3 protein-coding genes and 3 pseudogenes are annotated in these 2,721 nt (G+C 48.3%); 3 read left to right on the top strand and 3 right to left on the bottom strand.

Annotated features, from left to right (window positions below):
• Positions 1-122 (top strand): annotated as a pseudogene (dapD, locus tag BG74_RS15185) (2,3,4,5-tetrahydropyridine-2,6-dicarboxylate N-succinyltransferase); the annotation flags it as partial.
• 197 nt (positions 123-319) lie between these two features.
• Positions 320-602, top strand: a pseudogene (locus BG74_RS00045) (DUF3461 family protein); the annotation flags it as partial.
• A 271-nt stretch (positions 603-873) separates the two neighbouring features.
• Here the strand turns inward: BG74_RS00045 and BG74_RS09675 are convergent.
• A pseudogene (locus BG74_RS09675) lies at positions 874-963 on the bottom strand (flavodoxin); the annotation flags it as partial.
• Positions 964-1,288: 325 nt separating this feature from the next.
• On the opposite strand from BG74_RS09675, the gene BG74_RS20055 reads away from it, so the two are divergent.
• Positions 1,289-1,528, top strand: a complete 240-nt coding sequence (locus BG74_RS20055) for a hypothetical protein (protein ID WP_187202417.1) — start codon at positions 1,289-1,291, stop codon at positions 1,526-1,528.
• A gap of 940 nt (positions 1,529-2,468) precedes the next feature.
• Here BG74_RS20055 and BG74_RS19230 read toward each other — a convergent pair.
• Positions 2,469-2,600 carry a SecY-interacting protein Syd gene (locus BG74_RS19230; protein ID WP_187202419.1) on the bottom strand — a complete coding sequence of 44 codons (132 nt, stop codon included), beginning with the start codon at positions 2,598-2,600 and terminating at the stop codon, positions 2,469-2,471.
• The gene (locus tag BG74_RS19225; RefSeq protein ID WP_369678473.1) at positions 2,549-2,710 is read right to left on the bottom strand and encodes a SecY-interacting protein Syd; all 162 of its coding nucleotides are present in this window, start codon (positions 2,708-2,710) and stop codon (positions 2,549-2,551) included. The genes BG74_RS19230 and BG74_RS19225 overlap by 52 nt, the downstream gene beginning before the upstream one ends.
• Positions 2,711-2,721 lie beyond the last annotated feature (11 nt).

Here is a 2,721-nt window from a genome sequence, read left to right as displayed (position 1 = left end):
CCGGCAATTTACCTTCCAAAGACGGACGCTACAGCCTCTATTGTACGGTGATTGTGAAAAAAGTTGACGCTAAAACCCGAGACAAGGTGGGTATCAATGAGTTATTACGCACCATCGACTAATATTATCCACGGCAGCAACATCTGCGCCCAGTCAGGTACGGCGGCAAATCCGGCCGTAAGTCACAGCTACGACACCACCAGGCGTCATATTTTTTCCTATACTGCACATCACAGGGGGCCTAACCTACCCATGCACGATATTTAAAAAGCCCTGGCGTTAATATCATCTGGACGATATCGATCCTACGCCATAAGGCTCTAATAACGATATCCTAAAGATTTATTTTCGCCGTGGTAAAGGTAAGTTTTATGCCAAAAGCGTTAAATTCAAATACCCGTCAATATAAAACTGTGGTGTCGGATAATGCGACGGAAGATCATCAGGAAATCAACGAAATTAGCCCGAATCTGCGCTATATGATCATGATCGATGAGCTGGATCAAATATGCCTGTGCGATCAGACCGAGGTAGATTTAAAGCACAACTTTATGATAACTTACGCCGCCTAGAAAAGGATGGTATCCAATAAAATTGCCTAGATCGAAGCGGATCTGGAAAAAATGACCCGGCAGAAATAACCCCGTTCCAGCCTGCGCGCGCAAAAACCGATAGGCGGTCGTGCCTTAGCACAGCCTCCGTCCCGCTCGACAGCATTCAGCGCCAGGTAGGATGGACGCGCGGTGGCAAGTCTATTAGGCCGCCCGCTGCGCCTATGACAGGGCGCCCCACTGCGCCGCCCAGTGGCAGGCCAGAGTTTCCAGTTCGGATACTTCACGGCATCGATTTCCAGCAGATCACCTACCCGCGTTGCCCCTGCTCTGTTAGCATCGACTCCACTTCTTCGGCAGTTAACAGTGCATTACCGTATACCGTACCGACAAAAATACCTATTTGCGCCATCGCACTCGATTGCTCTCTTAACTTACTGTGCTTGATGAAAGGCCTTATCCTGACCCGAAGGCCTGGAAAACTCAACCCTTTCATATATAGGGAGAAGGCCGCGCCAGCCGAATTGGCGCGTCAGCTAGCTGCTGCCAAATTTCATCCCAATGGGCGTCAATGACAAGCGGTAAGCCGGTGACTGAATGCGACAGCGCTAATCTGCAAGCATGCAGCATCAGATGGCGACAGCTGAAGGCGGCGGCAAAGCCGCAGTTGTGACGCAGATCACCATGGGTGGTATCGCCGATAATCGGATGGCGCAAAGCGCCATATTGCGGCGCATTTGATGTTTGTGGCCGGTGAAGGGAGAGAGCTATCATATCAGGCTGTAGCGGCTGCTGGGATAACGGACAGCGGCAATCGACATCTCCACTTGCGCCAAAGCGTGATAATGGCTCTAGGCCAGCTGCGGCGCTTTCTGCAGAACGGCTCTACGCTGTTGAAGGACGAGCACGACAGCGGGGCTTCGGCCGCCAATATCTCGGCATCGCGCATCGCCTACTTAATATCGAACAGCCGATGATAAACCTGTTGATTTAACATCATCTGATCCTCCCAAGCCGCAGGACCCATCGGCGCCATCCATGCAAAACCGCAAGGAATATCATCAGAGCGGGGACAGTGCTAATTATGGACGTAAAACGGATAATAACAGAGGAAATGTTGTCTGCGTTGCGTAAACGATTTTATTATCAATAATGGTAATTTCTATACGATAAAAAATCTACACCATCATCCTGTGGTGATAGGCCTCTTTCGTAAAGAGATTACGATATACGGCGGCGGTCGGATTGGTCCTTTTCCCGCCATAGCCGTCCTGCGTCAAAGAAAAAGGGGTGCTGTTTGCACAGTACCCCCAGTTCATTTTATAGCAATCCCGCTACATTTATGCTCCCTGCCTACCTCCATGACGCTTGTTACACTAGATAACATTGCAACAATCCGTGTCGGCAATACCAGTCCCTGCGCAAAGCCTACGTCATTAAACGTATGTCCTTTAGCAATCCTTGCCTCGCCTGTGTTCCACTACCAGGCTCGCGTTCCCCATCCTGGAGGTGTCCTGGGTATCATCCTGAAACTTGCGGATTTCCCCCCTTAAGGCCGATCCTACAAGGCCGGCCCTACGATAATCCTCCTTGTTCTGTCCTTGCTCCACCGATCCGTCGCTAGCTAAGATCGCTTAATTTCTCATTATAAACAAGAGTAGTGATATGTATTTATACAGCGACAGAAAAGGATAAATGTTAAAAATTATATATGATATATATATTTATGGATTAATTAAATTTTTATCTAAATTTAATCTTTTGAAAAACAGTTATTTCCCACAGTTATTTTATTATAGTATATATCTTAAAAAATTTTATATAAAAATTTTGTATAAAAGGTGTGGAATTTACGCCGGCAGACTTGGTATCAAGCGCTTGGTGTCAGGCGTATTAGGAAGCCGGTCAGATCGGCCGCTAGCATAGCACCTTTCGCTTTTTACCGCCCACCTGCTCACACAGTACCTGGCCTGTCAGGTTGCATAATGAAATTATAGTTAGTTCAGACGCAGTCGTGCTAACAAATGGCGTCGGGTGTCTGGCGCAGATGCTGTTGGCATAAGCAAATGCCCTATCAGGTTTTTCTGCACGCGCACGAAATCAGACTCTCCCCAAACCTGCACCAGTTCGATTGGTTTTCCCTCAAAGGCGGCCACCATATCACCGGCGT

It is taken from the genome of Sodalis-like endosymbiont of Proechinophthirus fluctus (genome assembly GCF_001602625.1).
Taxonomy (GTDB): domain Bacteria; phylum Pseudomonadota; class Gammaproteobacteria; order Enterobacterales; family Enterobacteriaceae.
Note: the sequence above shows the minus strand (reverse complement) of the source record. Positions and strands in the feature narration are given on the sequence as shown.

What these genes read in the sequence shown, in the direction of transcription:
- BG74_RS19225 (WP_369678473.1), bottom strand. Translation starts at nt 2,710, where the DNA reads ATGGTGGCCGCCTTTGAGGGAAAACCAATCGAACTGGTGCAGGTTTGG.